The sequence below is a fragment of the Fulvivirga imtechensis AK7 genome (assembly GCF_000331535.1).
In the GTDB taxonomy this organism is placed as follows: domain Bacteria; phylum Bacteroidota; class Bacteroidia; order Cytophagales; family Cyclobacteriaceae; genus Fulvivirga; species Fulvivirga imtechensis.
The window spans coordinates 270,693-287,315 of the sequence record NZ_AMZN01000055.1; the positions used below are offsets into that span (position 1 = coordinate 270,693).

The window sequence follows — 16,623 nt, forward strand, 5'->3', positions numbered from 1 at the left end:
TACTATTGGTAATAAGCTGAACCTTCCCATTTATAATTAAGGTCTTTTCTCATTTTGCAATTCCTTTCTCCTCAATAACTGTCGCTTCACTTTGTCCACAGCCTCCATTACCGATTCCCTGTAGCTGTCGGACTGGTAGTCTGCATAAAGTGTAGGCCCGGGTAGAAATATCTTGATCTCAGCTACTTTTGTGTCATTACGGTCATCCTTAACAGATTTTAAATACACATCCACACCTGTTATCCGTGACTCTAACTGTGCCAGATGTTTAATTCTGTCGTTTACAAAATTCAAAAGATCCTGATCGGCATCAAAACCGACTGTTTGAATGTCAGTTCTCATAGTCTGTAATTTAGTTTTTACTATTTAGCGTCTCTAAGAAAACGCCAATGTCTGCGTTGCGCTTTGTCCCAAAGATGTTCTTCCGCAGGGGACTCCGCTTTTGGGGACTTCATCCCACTAATTGGCGAGAATATTTTCTTAAAGTCACTTAGAGTTTTCGTATAAGCATTATTTAGCGGCCTCCAATGAGGCGCAAGAGTAGTAAAATAAGCGCTGCCACCAGTAGAAAATGTATAAACCAGCCCAGGTCAAATGCAAAGAATCCCAGCAACCAGCCTACCAACAAAACGATGATCAGTATTAAAAAACAACTCCTCATATAATACTTGTTTGATGAAATAAGCTTCTACATTCATGCCATTTAATGGATTTAGATCTTTATGCACTTTATCAGGCGCATGGCTGTGGAAATATAGTCCCCTTGTAACTACAATTTTCTACAAATGCATTAATTTCATGCCATGTTTTGCTTTGTTAATGATGATCTTCTTCAAGTAGAAGAAGCTTCTATTGGTATCAGAGACCTTAGCATTTTAAGGGGTTATGGTATTTTTGATTTTTTTAGGGTGAATGATAATGTCCCCATTTTTCTCGATGACCATATAGAGCGTTTTTTTGCCTCTGCTGAAAAAGTAGTGGATCATATATCTTTTGACAGAGATCAAATACTGGAAAAGATATCTACGCTGATAAATAAGAATGGGGTTCCGCTATCAGGCATTCGAATGGTTTTGACAGGTGGGTATTCTGCTAATGCCTATAACCAGGGCATTGCTAATCTGATAATTACACAGGAGTCCATAAAGTTTCCTGATGATCTTAGCTATGAAAAGGGCGTGAAGGTTATTACTCATAATTATGTGCGTGAGCTTCCGGATGTAAAAACGATTAATTATATGACGGGCATCTGGATGCAACGGGAGATCATGAAACAAGGGGCTTTTGATGTACTATATCATTCCGGAGGTAGAATAACTGAGCTTACCAGAAGCAATTTTTTTATAGTTAATGATCAGGACCAACTGGTGACCCCCGGATCAGGGATATTGAAAGGCATCACCAGAAAAAAGGTGTTGGGTTTGGCTTCCAGGGTGGTTGAAGTGCTAGAAAAAGATATTTTAATTTCAGATTTGCACCAGGCAAAAGAAGCTTTTTTAACCGGTACAACAAAAAAGGTTCTGCCTGTTACACAGGTGGATGAGATTATAATAGGTGGTGGTAAGCCCGGTGAGACCACCAGGCAATTAATGGATATGTTTAAAGGCCTGGAAAGAGCATATGTCCGGCAATACAAGTAGCAGCGATGTTTTATTTTTTCACTGAGCAAATATTCTATTTATTTGTAGTAAACATAAAAACGAACAGGTATGAATAATTTGTCTCTTGTTTCATGGAACGTCAACGGATTAAGAGCCATAATTAAAAAAGGCTTCATTACAAGTTTGAAAAGCCTTGATCCTGATATTTTATGTCTGCAGGAGACGAAGGGGCAGGTTGAGGATATTAAAACCGCACTTCAACTGCTACCGGATTACAAGGCCTATGTCAATTGCTCTAAGCTGAAAAAGGGATATTCCGGTACCGCTATTTTATCCAAAAAAGAACCTTTGGATATTACATACGATCTGGGGCATGAAGAGCATGATCAGGAAGGCCGGGTTATAACAGCCGAATTTGATCACTTTTTTCTTGTAAATGTATATACCCCGAATTCCGGACAGGGGTTAAACAGGCTTGAATACCGCCAGGCATGGGACGTCATCTTTCTAAACCACCTGAGAAGCCTCGAACAACGCAAACCTGTGGTGCTGTGTGGGGATCTTAACGTAGCCCATGAAGAAATAGATATCGCGCGGGCCAAGCAAAACTATAACAAGTCAGCCGGCTATACGCAGCAGGAAATAGACGGCTTCAAGTCGTACCTGGAGCATGGTTTCGTGGATACATTTCGTCACTTTTTCCCCGAAGAGGTTAAGTATACCTATTGGAATCAGATGTTTAATTCAAGGGCACGAAATGTTGGTTGGCGAATAGACTACTTCCTGGTGAGTCCTGCACTTTTGGGTCAGGTAAAAACGGCTGCGATTCATGACCAGTTCCACGGCTCGGATCATTGCCCTGTTGAACTTGTTTTGTATTTATAATAACGTGAGTACGATATAGTAGAGCCGATTAAATTGTATTCGTATCTAAAAAACAGACCTAAAAAGCTTCTTTTTGAGGTAATTCTGCCTGTCCCGAACTTGCCTAACTTGCCTCGAGGAGGCACGAAAGATCTTACTAAGTTTCAAGATACAATTCACAACTTAGGAAGATCCTGGGATGCCAGCCTTTTAGTATTTTAATATAGAGCTCAGGTTATAATATACTTATTTTCAGTCATTTATCATGAAATACTGATTCCTTTTGGGTGAGCTCACCGGCAGTACAATGTTGGTTTTTAAATGAATTTCCTCCATTATTTTATTCCTCATCTTTTAATCTAATGAATGAAATTTTATTTGGTTTTTGGAATATTATTATGCGGAATAATTCTACCGGGAGAAAATATACAAAATAATGTTTTGACAATTCGGGATCATTTCGAACATTGCGAAATTATTTTAAAAACCTTAAACCCAAATTTTCTTATTATGAAAAGATTAAATTCTGTTTTGGCGTTGGCAATTTTAGCCGGTAGTTTCTTTTTCTCATGTGAAAATGAAAGTGTTGCCCCAGGAGATGATGTACCTCAGGAAGTGTTGTCTAAGCTTACTCAATTGGGCTTCAGTACCGAAGGAGTGATGCGCTTTGAAGATGGATTTCTTGTAGAGAATGATATCTACCTGACCGCAGACGATATCAATAGAATGAGCCCGGGTCAAAGCATTCCTGTTGTTGAGCAGTATAGTACCAACAACCTCGTGACAGGTACACCAAGGGTGATCACAGTTTACATGCCTACAGGTAGCAAAGGGTTCAGCTCTGGTGAGCAAGCAGGACTTGACGAGGCTATCAGGAGATATAATGCTGAAAATCTAAACCTTACCTTCCAAAGGGTGACTACAAGCAGCGCTGATATTGTTTTCCAGAGACTGAGCAAAGGGGATGAGCGTAGAGGAGTACTGGGCTCTGCAGGTTTCCCTACTGCTTCCGGTGATCCTTATGGCACTATCAAGATGAGTGGTATTCTTGAGTCAAAATATGGTCTGAGCACAGATGGTATTGCTACTATCATGGCGCATGAAATGGGTCACTGCATCGGCTTCCGTCACACTGACTATTTCGACAGAAGCATCAGTTGTGGAGGCTCAACTGCTAACGAAGGTGATGGCGGTGTAGGGGCTAACCATATCCCTGGTACTCCAACGGGCGCTGACCTGGCAGGAAATGGTTCATGGATGCTGGCTTGTACTGATGGGTCTAGCAGACCGTTCACCAGCGCAGACAAAACTGCTTTAAATTACTTATACTAATCAATCTTAAACATAAAAAAAGAAAGGGCTGCCCACAAGGTGGCCTTTTTTGGTTTACAGGAAAGTTAACGTTATGATAGTTAATCCTTAATGGGTGGGATTTTAGAGCTGCAAGCTCTAAGCTTCAAGCTGCAAGCAAAACGTCAAATACTCCCGACTCCCTGAACCGACAAAATATTATTTTCATATTATTCAAATTGATCTTCTGATATTTCTACCAAAGGCAAAAAGGCCAAATAAGGTTTTGATAAGTCGGCAGGAATCCGAACCTTGCGTTATTATTTATTTTACAAACCTAAACCAATTTTATTATGAGAAAGCTAAATCATATTTTGGCGCTAGCTATAGCAGCCGGTTTCCTGTTCTTTTCATGCGAAAATGAAAATGTATCTCCTGGCGATGAGGTGCCGGAGGAAATTCTTTCCAAACTAACACAACTGGGTTTTAGTACAGATGGTGTAATGCGTTTCGAAGACGGTTTTCTGGTGGAAAATGATATTTATTTAACCGCAGGTGATATTCATCGCATGAGTCCTGGTCACAATATACCAGTTGTTGAGCAGTATAGTACAGATAACCTGGTTACGGCCACTCCGAGAGTGATAACCGTTTATATGCCTACAGGAAGAAAGGGGTTTAGCTCAGGTGAGCAGGCCGGTCTGGATGAGGCAATTCGCAGATATAATGCTGAGAACCTGACAATAACATTCCAGAGAGTAACCAGCAGCAGTGCAGACATCGTGTTTCAGAGATTGAGTAAGGGTGATGAGCGCAGGGGTATTCTTGGTTCTGCAGGTTTTCCTACGGCTTCGGGTGATCCTTATGGTACTATAAAAATGAGCGGAATATTGGAATCAACTTATGGGTTGAGCACCGATGGCATTGCCACAATTATGGCTCATGAAATGGGCCACTGCATTGGCTTCCGTCATACTGATTACTTTGACAGAAGCATCAGTTGCGGAGGGGGAACTGCTAACGAAGGTAGTGGTAGTATAGGAGCTAATCATATACCAGGTACGCCAACTGGCGCTGACCTACAAGGTAATGGTTCATGGATGCTGGCTTGTACTGATGGTTCAAGCAGACCATTTACAAATGCAGACAAAACTGCTTTAAATTACTTATACTAAACACCCTAAAATATAAAGCAAGAAAAGGCTGCCTATAAGGTGGCCTTTTTTGATTTATGATGAGTTAATGGTATAATGGGGTAATTGCTATTAGTGGGACTTTCTCCGGATATTGAGTTGGGGTAAAGGTGGAAGGTTCCGGCAGCGGGTAAGAAAGAAAAGCAAACGGGCACAATTAATAATTAACATCCACAAAGTATTACATTTGCATTTGTAAGTTCTTGTTATCGGGAACGATTAGTCCAAATATGATGTCTTAGAAAGAATGCCGAAGCACATCACATTCGATAGAGAGGTGGTCATCAAAAAGGTCACGGAGCTTTTCTGGCGAAAAGGCTATCATGGCACCTCTATGCAAGATCTCGTGGATACGACCGGTTTAAACCGTTCCAGCCTTTATAATACTTTTGGTGATAAGTTTGCCCTGTTTCTTGAATCAATGAAATACTACCAGCAGCAGGAGCAAGGCGCTGCATACAGTCACCTTTTTAAAAGTGGCTCAGCCGTTGAATGCATACAGTCTTTTTTTATTGCTTTGATAGACAATATTGAGGAGGATAAAGATAAAAAGGGCTGTTATTTAATTAACTGCACTGCAGAATTATCCGCCACGGATCCTCATGTCCGTGATTTCCTTACTGATAACCAACATTCTCTAATCAGAGCATTTACCGATCTGATACATTCCGGGCAACAAAACGGTGAAATACCTGCCACAAAGGATGCGAGACACCTGGCACTCTATCTTTTTTCCAGCCTTCAGGGATTAAGACTTACCGGAATGCTTAATAATTCAAGAAAGGAACTTGAAGGGATAGCAGAGGAAATTATGTCTTCCCTCGGATAATTTTTTTTGAAATTATTTGAAACGATCGTTTCAATATAACGTATATTGGAATATTCGTTTCAAATAAAACTAAATAACATGACTAAATTAACTGGAAAAGTAGCCATAATTACCGGGGCCAACAGTGGCATAGGTTTAGCTACAGCTAAATTATTTGCCCGCGAAGGGGCTAAGGTAGTAATTACCGGCAGGAGGGAGGAAGCACTTAAAGAAGCTGCCTCCGAAATTGACGGTGAAGTTTTGGCAATAACTGCCGATGCAGGGAAGATCGATGATATTAAAAGGGTGATAAGTACTACAGTGTCGAAATTTGGAAGCATTGATATCTTGTTTCCCAATGCTGGCATTGCCCCATTCTTCCCTGTTGAGCAAACATCCGAAGCGCTTTTTGATGAGGTGATTGGCACCAATTTAAAAGGGCCATTCTTTCTGGTGAAAGAAGCCATACCTTTTTTGAATGACAATGGCGTGGTTATATTTAATACAACCATAGCTCACACGAAAGGTTTTCCTCACACAGGCGCCTATGTGGCCTCCAAAGCAGGATTACGGTCCCTCGTTCGCATACTCACCTCTGAACTGAAAGAAAAAGGAATACGCGCAGTGGCAGTTAGCCCGGGCCCTATCGATACACCTATTTTCAGTAAGCTTGGAAAGTCGGAAGAAGAAGTGGAGCAGATGGGAGCCGCTTTTGCAGCACAGGTTCCCTTGGGTCGCTTCGGTTCAGCAGATGAGATAGCCCGTGCTGTTGTATTCTTAGCATCATCCGAAGCATCGTTTGTCAATGGAGCCGAAATTGTTGTGGATGGTGGTTTGAGCCAAGTGTAAAGGAATTTTTTGGCTCATTAGCCTCGCTGAAAGGCGGGATTTTTTTGCCTCTTCCGCAGTGCAAAGCGGAATTACTTATCATTGAAGGATGATATCGCCATCTATTTTTAATTGGTTGTGAAGCTTTCTCGCCACATCGAGTGTGATATCTCTTTTTCCGCGTAGATACTCACTAATTCTACTTTTGGAAACACCAAGGAGCTGTGCAAGATCGGATTGCTTAAGACCCATTTCATACATTCGCAGTTTGATCACCTCTATGAGTGACGGTGTTTCAATTTTATAATGTTGATCTTCATAGTCAGTAACTAAGTCCGATAACCTGTCCATCATAACAAATTCCGGATTGTCGAAACTATGATCGTCACCGATCTTGAGCATCAGTTCATCGATCTGCTTTAATGCTTTCTGATATTGCGCGTCCGTTTCAATTTTCTTCATAGTTTTAAATGTTTTTAGCATCTATTTTATCATACTCTGCATGTGTTCCTATCCACCGGATATACACCTTTCCCGATATGTAAATTACAATTGCTAGAAGTCGGTAATCATTTCCTTTGATGTTAAACACCACCCTGCTGTTGCCAACATAATCGGCACTCACAAAATGTTGTTTCAGCTCATTAAGGTTTTGCCATTCAACTTTTGAGACTTTTTTGTACCATTCCTCCAGAGCAGTTTTAGAGTCAGCATGTTTAGAATAATAATCAACTATTTTTTTCTTACTTACAATTCTCATGGAATGAGCTAAGTTACATATTTTGGAATAAAATATCAAAATATGTAACACGAAAGACACATGCAGCGCGTCCTATAAGTGAAAATCCAACTTTTTTATCCAAACTATGGATAGACTGCCTATATTTAAAATTAAACGCAACTCTGCAATCGTTTCTAAACCTTAATGGTCACCCATCATGAAAAAATATCTATCCGTCATCATTTTAGCTATTACGTGCTTGATTGTCCATGAAGCAACAGCTCAGAAGATTGATAATAATGATTTTGTCCACATGGTCTTCATCTGGCTGAAGAACCCCGATAATCAGGAGGATAGGGCAAAATTTGAGGCTTCTTTGAAAAAGTTTATCGACAGCTCCAAATATGTAAAAACGAAATACCTCGGCCTGCCTGCCGCTACAGACCGTCCGGTAATTGATAATACCTACACCTATTGCATGATCCTGACCTTTGCTTCCAAGGAGGAGCAGGACAAATACCAGGCAGAGGAAGTGCATAAAACCTTTATTAAAGAGTCAGAACATCTGTGGGAAAAAGTGTTGGTTTATGATTCGGAGGGGATTTGGTGAAACTCGTATTCTGCTTTTTAAACATTTGGATCTCATTAATGTATATCTCAGTCGGAGGTTTAACTTTTGTTCCCAATACCATCAGGCTAACATGAAAAGTAAGTGGAAATACTTCAGCACCTGGTGGATTATCAAGCGAAAGCAGTTGTTTAATCTCCTTCTGCCCAAAGGAAATTATTATACCAGGTTTGTTATTGTTTGCACTGGACGGTCGGGATCCACATTGTTACATACTTATCTTAACTCACACCCTCAAATATGGTCTTATGGGGAAATACTGCGTAAAAGATTGGTCAAAGAGAAACCCATAATTTCATTGGAAAGAATGGTTTTTAAACCTCATACCAAAGCGATCAGGGCCATTGGTCTAAAGATGTTTTACGACTATCGAGAGCAGGAGGCTTACCAAAGGGCTTTTGAAGAGGTTGTAAATGACCGTGATATAAAAGTCATTCATCTGACCAGGGAGGATAAACGGCAGCAATTGATTTCACTTAAACGGGCCGAGGAGACGGGGATATGGAGCAGTACTTCCAAATTACAGACAAAGGTGGAGGTGGATTTCTCTGCGGAAGAGTTGGTAGCTTATGAGAAGAAAATTAATAGTAGTGCCACAGAAATTCGCTCCTTATTCGCCAGCCATCAGATGCTTGAGGTGACTTATGAAGCGCTTACCACTGATGCTCAGGAAGTACTGAGCCGTGTGCAACAGTTTTTAGGAGTAAAGCCCAAACGACTTTTTACCTTATTGATTAAGCAGGGAGATGGTTGAACTAATATGCTTTGTGAGTAATGACTTTACCCCGGAATTATTTATCTTTTCGTTTTGAACAAAACCAACCATGGATACTTCCAGAATAGTAGAAAAAGCAAAAATCTCCAAATTTTACCTGTGGGTACTCAATGTAGGGCTCAACAGGATGATCCCTTTCAATAAACCACATGGTTTTAAAGTAGAAGAGATCAGGGAAGATTACATAAAAACCTCATTACCTTTTAAGAAGAGGAATTTCAACCACATCAGAGGGCTCCATGCCTGTGCCCTGGCCACACTTTCTGAGTTCACCACCGGCTTCCTGATGGTATCCCGCCTCGATCCTAAGAAATACAGGATCATACTCAAAACATTGGAAATGGACTACCATTACCAGGGAAAAATGAAGGCCTATGGCGCCTTTGAGATTACTGATCAGTGGCTTCAGGAAAATATCTATGATCCGTTGGAAAATAATGATGCTACTGTTGTAGTCTGTGAAATTAAGATCCATGACGAGGCCGGTAATCATCTCACCACTGGAAAAGTACATTGGCAGGTGAAGGCCTGGAGCAAAGTAAAAACGAAAGTGACTGCTTAGGTTTACTCGAAAATTGTTAAATTAGTTCGGCTTAGTGTCTGTAAGGAAACTCACCAACTTATCGTCATTGCGAACGAAGTGCGGCAATCCCCCTTCTTTAGCGTGCATTAAGAGGGGATCGCTTCGATTCCTCGCGATGACGGCAAGAGTTTTCTTAGAGACACTAGTTAAGAAAAAGAACGGTCATTTTGAGTCTAAGGGAGAGATTTATGCATCTTTAAAGCAGTTTCTTGTACATAGATCCCTCCAAAGTCGGGATGACTGGGGGCGCATTAGCATACAGAAAACTGAGAACTGTGAACTGAGAACTGTAAACTGAGAACTGAGAACTGAGAACTGAATAATCATGCGAAAAATAGATCAACTGCTTCAGGAGTATGGCGAAAGTCATCAGAATAAGACCAATAAAATGATCCACTGGATATGTGTGCCATTGATATTCTTCAGCATAGTGGCGCTGATCTGGTCTATACCTCATGGCCCACTGGAGAGGTTTTTAGGCAATGACGGGAATCCGTTTGTGAACTGGGCTACTGTGGTGTTGGTGATCGTATTGATCTATTATGTAACACTTTCCATACCCCTGACCATCGGTATGATGCTGTTTTCCGTGCTTTGTTTGTTTGCAGCAAGAGGGTTGGTGCAGTTAAATATAGCCCCGCTTTGGTTGATTGCGATTGTCATTTTTATCGTGGCGTGGATAGGCCAGTTTTACGGGCACAAGGTGGAAGGGAAAAAACCTTCGTTTTTTAAGGATGTGCAATTCCTGCTTATTGGGCCGGCCTGGCTGATGCACTTTATCTACAAAAGAATCGGAATACCTTATTAAGAAGCCGGAAGTAATAGTGGAGCCATACATTATCGAGCTTTCCGAGACAGAAAGTAAGGGAGGAAAATTAAGTTTTATCGAAAATCCAGCGATCCCTTTTGATGTAAAGCGGTTGTATTGGATCTACGACTTGCAGGACAATGCTGTGAGAGGAGGGCACAGCCACTTGAACTCCGACCGTGTGTTGATCTGTCTCAAAGGCCGTGTTGAGGTTGAGTTGGAAAGCAGTAAAGGGCAAAAATACCATTTTGAGCTGGCAAAGGCCCGGGAAGCGTTGTATTTTCCCAGAAAGCACTGGATCAGAATGCGGTGCTCGGAAGATGCTCTGCTGCTAACATTAACTTCGTGCAAGTTTGAAGATGATCAGTATCAAAAGGACTATGATCTTTTCAGACAATCATGATGCAGGAGTCATATTCTTTCCAGGTACTTCAATATCCGTTTGCTCACAGCTATAAAAATTCAGCCCTCTATAATACTGAGAAATTCCTTGGCAACTACCCCACAGATGCCTTTTATCGGTTGGTAATGATAAAGAATAACACGACTTACGCACAGGTGAACCTTCATATCAGGCAAAATGAGGCGCTCAATGCTGTTTTTTCGGGTTTTGGGGGAATTGAGCATGAGCTGTCAGATGAAATGTTGCAATGGTTTATCCAAAAACTATTGGACTGGTGTTCAGAGCAGCAGGTGTTATTGCTGAAGCTAAAGCTGCCAGCGCCATTCTATGTCTCCAACGCTATCCAAACAGAGCGAATTTTAACAGACAACCGTTTTGAAGTATTATCAGACGAACTTAATCAGCACATTGTAGTTTCCTCTGAAGCATATCAGGCTATTATCCGGAAAAATGAGCGTAAGCGACTAAGAAAATGCCGGGAGGCTGGTTTTAAATTCAAACAGCTGTCTCCCGGTCAGCTTCAGGAGGCTTATGAGTTGATCAAAGATAATCGCTTAAGAAGGGGTTTCCCCGTAACAATGACTTTTGAGGCATTGGATAAGATGTACCACAATCTTCCTGAAAATTATTTGCTTTTTGGCGTGTATGACAAAGACAGGCTGATAGCAACTGCTGTAAGCATCAGGGTGAGCAATGAAGTGCTTTATAATTTTTATCACGGAGATGCTGCTGACTATCGAAGCTATAGCCCGGTGGTGATGTTGCTCGATGGGGTTTATGCGTATTGCCAGGAAAAAAAGATAAAGTATCTGGACCTTGGCATCTCATCGGTCAATGGAGAGGTGAATGAAGGTTTGCTTCGGTTTAAGAGAAACTGTGGTTGCAGGACCACCTCCAAAAAAGTAATGATAAGGCACCTACAAGAGTGATTCATACACACTTCGGATCTTTGGAGCTACCGCTTCAACGGAAAATCGTTCTTCAAAAGATTTTCTAATGGTTTTTGCTTCAAATTGCTGATAATTGTCCACCATCCAAAGAATTTTTTCAGCGATCAATTCAGGTTTTACCTCCTTCACAAGTACCCCTGTGTTCTCATCAATGATGTCCAAGGGACCTCCGATGGCCGCAGCTATGCTAGGCAGGCCCATAGCCATGGCTTCAATATAGGCTACGCCAAAGGAATCATAGTGACTAACCAGAATGTGAGCATTACTTTCAAGTAGAAGATTTGTAATTTCACTTCTGGGTTTGAAACCAGTCCACGTCAGGTATTTGTCTAAGTTTAGATCGGTACCTTTTTGTTCCAATTTATTAAGTAACGGACCATCTCCCACCAATGTGAAGTGGATTTTCTTGTTGGATTTAGTTGCAATATCAATGGCATTCAGCAATTGATCAATTGCTTTTCGTTCAATCATTCCACTTAGTACAATAAACCTGAATATTTTTTTGCTGGGAGCTTTCTTAATGGGTGGTGCTATCTGTATAAAATTGGGAATTACCAGGGGACGATTATATACGCAATATTGACGCATCATTTTTTTTAAATCAGCACTAACAGCGATTACTTTATGAGCTTTGTTAATAGCTTCTAATATTTCTGGCTTGAGTGTACCTGTCTTAGTTAAATGATATTTTTGAGGAAATGGAGCCATATGCTCAGTGATTACATATGGAATTCCTGTGATTTTACTCAACTGCTGGGCAATGTATCCGGCAGGGTATGAGACATGGGCATGGATAATATCTGCTTTACCAAATTTCTGTTCAAAGTGTCTCAGGTTATTCAGGCATGCTTTTATCTTGCCTTTGATATTACCTTTTGTAATACTTTGATGCCAGGAATAAGCAGGGCTAAAGAATTCCGAGACATTTTCCAGCAACAAATGATCAAAAGCAGTTTGTTTGTTTAAGATCTTCCTTATGTTTCTCATTACCTGTTGGGAATGTAGAAGAAAGCTTTCGTCATTCTGTCCCCACCGGCTAATCCCAAAGTTGATATCAGGATAGTGTTGGGCCATCAACAAAGTTTGTTCCTTAACAAATATTCCATTAAGAGGATTACTTTCAGATGGATACCATGAGGGAATGATAAAAATGTTCATTGCGTTCTATACATAAATATGTAATCGCCATCTTTAAGGTCGTTTATGGAGAGGGGCTTTAATTGAAGATCAAAAATGGAATAAGATCTTTCTGTAAAGAAGTTACAAATTTGACTGCATTTTTCAGAATATTCGGAAAATAGAAGTTCAATAATTACAATTATGTTATTTTGGTTAAAAAGATTATTTGCCCCTTTTAATATTTCCAATTCAGACCCTTCTGTATCCAATTTTACTAATATAGTTTGCTTTTTTGTGCCTAATAAATAACTATCTAAGCTTGTAGTAGAAACCCGAAAAATTGTTTGTTTATCATTTTTGGGAGTTGATACAATAGTATATTTGCCGGTATTACGCTTAAAATATTCTCCTTTATAACGTTTTGAATCACCAACTAGCTGCTCGAATCCAGATTTGGAGTAGAGCGCGACATTTTCTATTTGATAACTTAATTTATTTTGTTGCATATTCTCTTTTTGACGTTCTACCAAATGCAGATTTGGTTCGAATGAAATTATTTTGACACTTGTAAAGTGTTTTGCAACATAAAGACTCATTTGTCCAATGTGAGAGCCTACATCAATAAAATGAGTACATTTTATTGATGTCAGGATCAACGCAATACTATGTATAATTTCAGGTTGAAAAACTCCCTTATGAAAAATCAAAAAATCGACTAGATCATCCAAGTCCAATAAGAATCGTAGATCTAGTTTTTTACTATAGAAGATACGTCTATTTCTATACAAACATCCTTTTAAGCTTAAAAAAAGCAAATAAGTCCATTTCAGTGCCCACTTTAAAATTTTCATGTCAATTGATTATCCCAATTGGAGGTGAATTTAAGAAGGAACAGATTAAAAGCGATGATAACAACAATCTCGGTAATCACAAATGTCCATAACGCCCCATCTAGTGCAAATAGTTTCAGGCCTATTACCAAGCTTACCGACCTTGTAGCTAACACTATAATACCAAAGACTAATCCTATATGCTGCTTATTCAGTATATTAAGTATTGAACTTGTTGGAGTACTTACAAACATAGCAAATAACATTACTCCCAATATTTTTGCTATTTCACCAGCTTGCAGCCACGAGTCCCCTAAAAAAAAGGCAAATAGATAATCCCCAAAAAAGACAATTACTACTAAGGGAATAATTCCCAACATAAATTGTAGACCCCAAGTTTGTATAATTATGGGCAAAAGCTTTCGGTTGCTCAAAAACTTTTTACTTGCACGCTGGTAAAAAACCTGACCGATACTCGCCCCAATTACTAGTTCAGGTAGAGTGAGAATTTTGTATGCCATTGCATACTGACCTGTTGCTATCTTACCGGCAAGTGTAGATATTATAATTATGGGTAAATGGCGTGAAATCCTTTCTAAAAGACCCCCGGGAAGTGCATAAAAAAGAAAATTTCTGTGTCTACATAGTATTTTCCTAAACTGTTTGGTTATTCTAAACTGTTTCGGAGTAATATGGCAGAGTGAGATAGAAAATGCTGCAAACCTTCCCGCCAATAGCCCCCAGATTAGGCCGCTGTGAATAACTTTGGTAATAGCTAATAAAATAGCTGTTGACAGGAAAATTATTCGTTCTACTATTTTTACTAAGGAAATGAACTTAAATTTTTTCTGACGCAGAAATGCATAGTGACCTATTTGTGCAAATGCCCCTAGCATCACTGTGATCGGCAGTAACCAAATATGATGTTGGTTAAGGTTAATACCTAGGAATGAAAATCCAGAAAAGGATATAAAGAAAGTGATCAATAAAGAAAAGCCAATAATGACTAAAATTAAGCCATTAAGCAGGTGAGTGAATTGAGTTTTAGATTTTATCAACAGCAAAGCTTCTTGATAATTCAAGGATGACAAAAATACTAAGACTAAAAAGACGCTTTGAAATAGGGCAAATTCTCCAAATTCTAAATCAGAATATAAACGTGCAAGGATTGGATAGCCAATGAAACTTATTATTACTGCAAATAAATTACCAACACCCAGCCTTCCGATGTCCATAAGGAATGGACCGGATAGCTTCTTTCCTAAGCTGCGCCCTATTTCAATCAATGACCTTAACATCATTTATGGAAAATTGATTTTATTTTAAAAAGTAACTTACCCAGTGAGTGAATATGCATCAATAAAAAATATTCCTCCACTTCCGCCCCAAAACTCCTGTAAAAATCTGCAATTCCAGGAACAATGGATCCTTCAAAGTCGAGTATTAATGGTTTTTGAGCATGTGTTGCAATTACATGATCTAACAACAACGAATTCGCTTGTAAGATTTTACCTTCCTTAGTGGTGGCTGCAATTAAGTAAATAATTCTGTTCTTAAACTTCAAAAACAATCCTATACTTATAACTTTATTTTCATTGTTCAGTGCTTCTAAAATAAAGCCACACTGTTTTTTTAAAGCATATTTAGCAATGGACTGAATATGTTCAATAGAACTTTCGCTGACTCCTCCTACAATTTTAGGAGTAACTTCAGTTTGGAATAGTTCTAACAACTGATCGATATTATCAGTAAAATGTAGTGATATATTCTGCTGCTGTCCCTGTTTAATACGAGCTTTTCTGTCTCTCCTGTATGTAGAGAAAATCGTCTTGTAATCTCTGTTCAGGCTAAGAATATGATTGTTGCATTTTTGAATTTCAATATCTCGGATATTTTCTGCTACAGTATTGCTGATCGGATAGCTAAAGGATAAATACTTTCTTTTTAAGAATTCTACAACCTCTTTTAGGGTATGCTCCGTTGTCGGTTTTATGGAGACAATTCCTAATTGTTGCACAAGCGGAGGCTTGGGGTGAAACTTTATCCCCCACTTTTGTTGACCAAGAAGAGGTGCAATAGTATAATATTCACCTTCTCTTTCCTCTATCAACGCCTCCCAGTCAGGGCAAATAATATTGAGGTACCATGAAGTAACGTAAACCAGACCATTTTCTGATTTTAACACGCATTGATCCCATTTTTCAATGTCTATTTCGCTATGTTTATAATACCTAAGCAACTATGTCTATATGAGTTCACAACCTCTGGTTTCTGTCATCTGCCTCTGCTACAACCATGAGCGGTTTATAGAGGAGGCGATACAGTCTGTACTACAGCAAACTTATCACAATATAGAAATTATTGTAGTGGATGACGCAAGTTCTGACAGCAGCCGAAAAATTATTGAACAATTGGTGAGGCAATATCCGCAGATCAGATTTATACCGCTGGAACGGAACGTAGGTAACTGCAAGGCTTTTAATATAGGTCTACAGGCTTCAAAAGGGGAATATATTATAGATCTGGCTACTGATGACGTTCTTCTGCCTGAGAGGGTGGAGGCAGGGGTAAAGGCACTAGAGGAAGCCGGAGATCACTTCGGAGTAACCATCGCAAATTGCGAAATCATTGATGAGGAGGGAAATTTTGTGCAATATCATTATCCGATAGACGGGCAGGGGAAGTCAAAGATGGAAGTGCCGGAAGGAGATGTTTTTCTGGAGGTGATCAGAAGATATTTCATTTGCCCGCCTACAGTTATGTTCAAAAGACAAGTGATCGAGCAGTTGGGAGGCTACGATGAACAATTGACCTACGAAGATTTTGACTTCTGGATACGCTCATCCCGGCATTTTAAATATAATTATGTAGATCAGGTGCTGGTAAAAAAGCGGATAGTCCGAAATTCCTTGAGTAGAAAACAATTTAGTCTTGGGAGCGGGCATACACGCTCTACTTATTTGGTTTGTAAAAAAGCGAGTAAGCTGGTCAGGACCAAAGAAGAAGCTACGGCTTTGAAAAAAAGGCTTTATTATGAGGTGAGGGTAGCAATCCGATTGTTGAATCTTCGGGAGGTATGGAGTTACCTTAGGTTGATCCTTTCTTTGTGAGTTCTCTATGGGTAGCTTTTTTAGTAGCGCTGTCCACTGCTTGTGTGTAACTTACTCAGGACAGTGTGAACGAGTGCATGACAGATAAAATAGCGCTTCATCCTCATAAGTC

At 39.8% G+C, this 16,623-nt stretch carries 21 protein-coding genes; 13 read left to right on the top strand and 8 right to left on the bottom strand.

What is annotated here, in order from left to right; genetic code table 11:
- Nucleotides 1-36: 36 nt before the first annotated feature.
- On the bottom strand, nucleotides 37-342 hold the full coding sequence (locus C900_RS17555) for an HPF/RaiA family ribosome-associated protein (protein ID WP_009581464.1): 306 nt from the start codon (nucleotides 340-342) through the stop codon (nucleotides 37-39).
- Nucleotides 343-514: 172 nt separating this feature from the next.
- On the bottom strand, nucleotides 515-661 hold the full coding sequence (locus C900_RS29985; protein WP_009581465.1) for a lmo0937 family membrane protein: 147 nt from the start codon (nucleotides 659-661) through the stop codon (nucleotides 515-517).
- 142 nt (nucleotides 662-803) lie between these two features.
- Between C900_RS29985 and C900_RS17560 the strand changes: the two genes are divergently transcribed.
- The 6 genes from C900_RS17560 to C900_RS17585 all read left to right on the top strand — a co-directional run bounded on the left by C900_RS17560 (nucleotide 804) and on the right by C900_RS17585 (nucleotide 6,605).
- Entirely contained in the window at nucleotides 804-1,640 is an 837-nt protein-coding gene (locus C900_RS17560; RefSeq protein WP_009581466.1) for an aminotransferase class IV, read from the top strand.
- 69 nt (nucleotides 1,641-1,709) lie between these two features.
- Nucleotides 1,710-2,486 (top strand): exodeoxyribonuclease III, encoded by a 777-nt coding sequence (locus tag C900_RS17565; protein WP_009581467.1) that lies wholly within the window; start codon nucleotides 1,710-1,712, stop codon nucleotides 2,484-2,486.
- Between the two features lie 489 nt (nucleotides 2,487-2,975).
- The gene (locus C900_RS17570) at nucleotides 2,976-3,797 is read left to right on the top strand and encodes a M57 family metalloprotease (RefSeq protein WP_009581468.1); all 822 of its coding nucleotides are present in this window, start codon (nucleotides 2,976-2,978) and stop codon (nucleotides 3,795-3,797) included.
- 311 nt (nucleotides 3,798-4,108) lie between these two features.
- Nucleotides 4,109-4,930 carry a M57 family metalloprotease gene (locus tag C900_RS17575; RefSeq protein ID WP_009581469.1) on the top strand — a complete coding sequence of 274 codons (822 nt, stop codon included), beginning with the start codon at nucleotides 4,109-4,111 and terminating at the stop codon, nucleotides 4,928-4,930.
- Between the two features lie 265 nt (nucleotides 4,931-5,195).
- On the top strand, nucleotides 5,196-5,777 hold the full coding sequence (locus C900_RS17580; RefSeq protein ID WP_009581470.1) for a TetR/AcrR family transcriptional regulator: 582 nt from the start codon (nucleotides 5,196-5,198) through the stop codon (nucleotides 5,775-5,777).
- A 78-nt stretch (nucleotides 5,778-5,855) separates the two neighbouring features.
- Nucleotides 5,856-6,605 (top strand): glucose 1-dehydrogenase, encoded by a 750-nt coding sequence (locus tag C900_RS17585; RefSeq protein ID WP_009581471.1) that lies wholly within the window; start codon nucleotides 5,856-5,858, stop codon nucleotides 6,603-6,605.
- A gap of 78 nt (nucleotides 6,606-6,683) precedes the next feature.
- Here C900_RS17585 and C900_RS17590 read toward each other — a convergent pair whose 3' ends face one another.
- Together C900_RS17590 and C900_RS17595 are read right to left on the bottom strand one after the other, a co-directional pair.
- Entirely contained in the window at nucleotides 6,684-7,046 is a 363-nt protein-coding gene (locus C900_RS17590; protein ID WP_009581472.1) for a helix-turn-helix domain-containing protein, read from the bottom strand.
- A gap of 4 nt (nucleotides 7,047-7,050) precedes the next feature.
- A complete protein-coding gene (locus tag C900_RS17595; protein ID WP_009581473.1) occupies nucleotides 7,051-7,344 on the bottom strand; it encodes a type II toxin-antitoxin system HigB family toxin in 294 nt (97 codons plus the stop codon).
- Nucleotides 7,345-7,522: 178 nt separating this feature from the next.
- On the opposite strand from C900_RS17595, the gene C900_RS17600 reads away from it, so the two are divergent.
- The 6 genes from C900_RS17600 (at nucleotide 7,523) to C900_RS17630 (ending at nucleotide 11,431) form a co-directional block, all read left to right on the top strand.
- Nucleotides 7,523-7,915, top strand: a complete 393-nt coding sequence (locus C900_RS17600; RefSeq protein ID WP_040496991.1) for a Dabb family protein — start codon at nucleotides 7,523-7,525, stop codon at nucleotides 7,913-7,915.
- Between the two features lie 91 nt (nucleotides 7,916-8,006).
- Complete coding sequence (locus tag C900_RS17605) at nucleotides 8,007-8,687, top strand: Stf0 family sulfotransferase (protein ID WP_040496992.1); 681 nt, start codon at nucleotides 8,007-8,009, stop codon at nucleotides 8,685-8,687.
- A gap of 70 nt (nucleotides 8,688-8,757) precedes the next feature.
- Entirely contained in the window at nucleotides 8,758-9,270 is a 513-nt protein-coding gene (locus tag C900_RS17610; RefSeq protein WP_009581476.1) for a DUF4442 domain-containing protein, read from the top strand.
- A 346-nt stretch (nucleotides 9,271-9,616) separates the two neighbouring features.
- Nucleotides 9,617-10,099 carry an Mpo1 family 2-hydroxy fatty acid dioxygenase gene (locus C900_RS17620; RefSeq protein ID WP_009581477.1) on the top strand — a complete coding sequence of 161 codons (483 nt, stop codon included), beginning with the start codon at nucleotides 9,617-9,619 and terminating at the stop codon, nucleotides 10,097-10,099.
- Between the two features lie 16 nt (nucleotides 10,100-10,115).
- A complete protein-coding gene (locus C900_RS17625; RefSeq protein ID WP_009581478.1) occupies nucleotides 10,116-10,502 on the top strand; it encodes a sugar 3,4-ketoisomerase in 387 nt (128 codons plus the stop codon).
- Nucleotides 10,499-11,431 carry a GNAT family N-acetyltransferase gene (locus tag C900_RS17630; RefSeq protein WP_009581479.1) on the top strand — a complete coding sequence of 311 codons (933 nt, stop codon included), beginning with the start codon at nucleotides 10,499-10,501 and terminating at the stop codon, nucleotides 11,429-11,431. The genes C900_RS17625 and C900_RS17630 overlap by 4 nt, the downstream gene beginning before the upstream one ends.
- On the opposite strand, the gene C900_RS17635 is transcribed toward C900_RS17630, so the two are convergent.
- Genes C900_RS17635 through C900_RS17650 form a run of 4 tightly spaced genes read right to left on the bottom strand, consistent with a single transcriptional unit; the run spans nucleotide 11,420 to nucleotide 15,586 of the window.
- Complete coding sequence (locus C900_RS17635; protein WP_009581480.1) at nucleotides 11,420-12,610, bottom strand: glycosyltransferase; 1,191 nt, start codon at nucleotides 12,608-12,610, stop codon at nucleotides 11,420-11,422. The genes C900_RS17630 and C900_RS17635 overlap by 12 nt on opposite strands.
- Nucleotides 12,607-13,422 (bottom strand): FkbM family methyltransferase, encoded by an 816-nt coding sequence (locus C900_RS17640; protein WP_009581481.1) that lies wholly within the window; start codon nucleotides 13,420-13,422, stop codon nucleotides 12,607-12,609. Before C900_RS17640 ends, C900_RS17635 begins: the two co-directional genes overlap by 4 nt.
- Entirely contained in the window at nucleotides 13,419-14,702 is a 1,284-nt protein-coding gene (locus C900_RS17645) for a lipopolysaccharide biosynthesis protein (RefSeq protein ID WP_009581482.1), read from the bottom strand. The genes C900_RS17640 and C900_RS17645 overlap by 4 nt, the downstream gene beginning before the upstream one ends.
- Nucleotides 14,699-15,586: a hypothetical protein gene (locus C900_RS17650; protein ID WP_040496994.1), complete on the bottom strand. Its 888-nt coding sequence runs from the start codon at nucleotides 15,584-15,586 to the stop codon at nucleotides 14,699-14,701. Before C900_RS17650 ends, C900_RS17645 begins: the two co-directional genes overlap by 4 nt.
- A gap of 64 nt (nucleotides 15,587-15,650) precedes the next feature.
- On the opposite strand from C900_RS17650, the gene C900_RS17655 reads away from it, so the two are divergent.
- Nucleotides 15,651-16,511: a glycosyltransferase family 2 protein gene (locus C900_RS17655; protein WP_009581484.1), complete on the top strand. Its 861-nt coding sequence runs from the start codon at nucleotides 15,651-15,653 to the stop codon at nucleotides 16,509-16,511.
- Nucleotides 16,512-16,623 lie beyond the last annotated feature (112 nt).

Coding starts and splice junctions, on each gene's coding strand:
- C900_RS17555 (WP_009581464.1), bottom strand. CDS start 342: ATGAGAACTGACATTCAAACAGTCGGTTTTGATGCCGATCAGGATCTT.
- C900_RS17585 (WP_009581471.1), top strand. CDS start 5,856: ATGACTAAATTAACTGGAAAAGTAGCCATAATTACCGGGGCCAACAGT.
- C900_RS17640 (WP_009581481.1), bottom strand. CDS start 13,422: ATGAAAATTTTAAAGTGGGCACTGAAATGGACTTATTTGCTTTTTTTA.
- C900_RS17655 (WP_009581484.1), top strand. CDS start 15,651: ATGAGTTCACAACCTCTGGTTTCTGTCATCTGCCTCTGCTACAACCAT.
- C900_RS17635 (WP_009581480.1), bottom strand. CDS start 12,610: ATGAACATTTTTATCATTCCCTCATGGTATCCATCTGAAAGTAATCCT.
- C900_RS17630 (WP_009581479.1), top strand. CDS start 10,499: ATGATGCAGGAGTCATATTCTTTCCAGGTACTTCAATATCCGTTTGCT.
- C900_RS17610 (WP_009581476.1), top strand. CDS start 8,758: ATGGATACTTCCAGAATAGTAGAAAAAGCAAAAATCTCCAAATTTTAC.
- C900_RS17560 (WP_009581466.1), top strand. CDS start 804: ATGTTTTGCTTTGTTAATGATGATCTTCTTCAAGTAGAAGAAGCTTCT.
- C900_RS29985 (WP_009581465.1), bottom strand. CDS start 661: ATGAGGAGTTGTTTTTTAATACTGATCATCGTTTTGTTGGTAGGCTGG.
- C900_RS17590 (WP_009581472.1), bottom strand. CDS start 7,046: ATGAAGAAAATTGAAACGGACGCGCAATATCAGAAAGCATTAAAGCAG.
- C900_RS17570 (WP_009581468.1), top strand. CDS start 2,976: ATGAAAAGATTAAATTCTGTTTTGGCGTTGGCAATTTTAGCCGGTAGT.
- C900_RS17575 (WP_009581469.1), top strand. CDS start 4,109: ATGAGAAAGCTAAATCATATTTTGGCGCTAGCTATAGCAGCCGGTTTC.
- C900_RS17600 (WP_040496991.1), top strand. CDS start 7,523: ATGAAAAAATATCTATCCGTCATCATTTTAGCTATTACGTGCTTGATT.
- C900_RS17565 (WP_009581467.1), top strand. CDS start 1,710: ATGAATAATTTGTCTCTTGTTTCATGGAACGTCAACGGATTAAGAGCC.
- C900_RS17605 (WP_040496992.1), top strand. CDS start 8,007: ATGAAAAGTAAGTGGAAATACTTCAGCACCTGGTGGATTATCAAGCGA.
- C900_RS17580 (WP_009581470.1), top strand. CDS start 5,196: ATGCCGAAGCACATCACATTCGATAGAGAGGTGGTCATCAAAAAGGTC.
- C900_RS17595 (WP_009581473.1), bottom strand. CDS start 7,344: ATGAGAATTGTAAGTAAGAAAAAAATAGTTGATTATTATTCTAAACAT.
- C900_RS17645 (WP_009581482.1), bottom strand. CDS start 14,702: ATGATGTTAAGGTCATTGATTGAAATAGGGCGCAGCTTAGGAAAGAAG.
- C900_RS17620 (WP_009581477.1), top strand. CDS start 9,617: ATGCGAAAAATAGATCAACTGCTTCAGGAGTATGGCGAAAGTCATCAG.